The organism is Streptomyces sp. SID10853 (genome assembly GCF_010548145.1).
Lineage (GTDB): Bacteria > Actinomycetota > Actinomycetes > Streptomycetales > Streptomycetaceae > Streptomyces.
The window spans coordinates 1-952 of sequence record NZ_JAAGLN010000499.1 but is presented as its reverse complement, the minus strand read 5'-3'; the positions used below and the strand labels follow the sequence as shown (position 1 = coordinate 952).

General features: G+C 73.5%; 1 protein-coding gene and 1 pseudogene. Both read left to right on the top strand.

All coding sequences use genetic code 11. The annotated features are described in order from the left end of the window. A partial coding sequence (locus tag G3I19_RS36630) for a class I SAM-dependent methyltransferase (protein ID WP_164267965.1) occupies positions 1–389 on the top strand: 389 nt, incomplete at its 5' end. 148 nt (positions 390–537) lie between these two features. Beyond that, a pseudogene (locus tag G3I19_RS36625) lies at positions 538–952 on the top strand (hypothetical protein); the annotation flags it as partial.

The window sequence follows — 952 nt, the reverse complement described above, 5'->3', positions numbered from 1 at the left end:
GGGCCGACCTCACGCCCGGGATGCTGGCGGCTGCCGTACGGGCGGGGCGCCACCGGGATGCCCAGCTGCTGCTCGCCGACGCCGCCCGGCTGCCGGTCCTCTCTCAGTCGCTGGACGGGGTGTTCGCCGCGGGCCTGATCGCCCATCTGCCCCGGCCCGACGAGGGGGCGCGGGAGTTGGCCCGTGTCGTGAAGCCCGGCGGTCTGCTGGCGCTGTTCCATCCGATCGGGCGGGCCGCACTGGCGGCCCGGCAGGGGCGCAGGCTCACCGACGACGACCTGCGCGGGGAGGGGCGGCTGCGCCCGCTGCTCGCCGCCGCCGGCTGGCACCTGACCTCGTACACGGATGAGCCCGGCCGCTTTCTCGCACTGGCCGTGCGTCAGGGCTGACGACAGCCCCGTCACCGGCCGCGACCACCCCCGCCACCAGCGATCCACTGGCTCGCCACAAGCGGACCCAATTCCTCCGATCAACCACTCGACGCTGGCGTTACCGACTGGTTAAGGTGCGCCGACGACTGATCAAGAGGAGGCTCCCGTGACGGGGACGGACGATACCGACGACGACTCGCTCTATGTCCTGACTGCGGTATTGCTGACCCCAGCGCAGTTCCCGAGCGTTCTCGGCGACGACTTCCCCTCGGCATGCCGCACGCTCGGGCTGGGTCCGCGCCCCGACGGCTACGGCGTGGTCCTGGGACAGGACGGCGCGGGTGCCCGGTGGACCGTGGTGATCGACGATGTGTCGCTGGTCGCCGTGGCCATCGCCTCCTGGGACTGCGGCATGGAGTACGACCTGTCGCCTGACGACCGGTCGATCGTCGCCTCGCTCCCGGGGTGGCCGCTGGATGTCGCTGTCGCCGCGCCCGGAGTGCCCGCGCCGCACGATCCCGAGGGGCTGCCCGCCGGCGGCCCCGAGCCGCTCTCGCCGCCCCCGTCGGACGCCTGGGGGC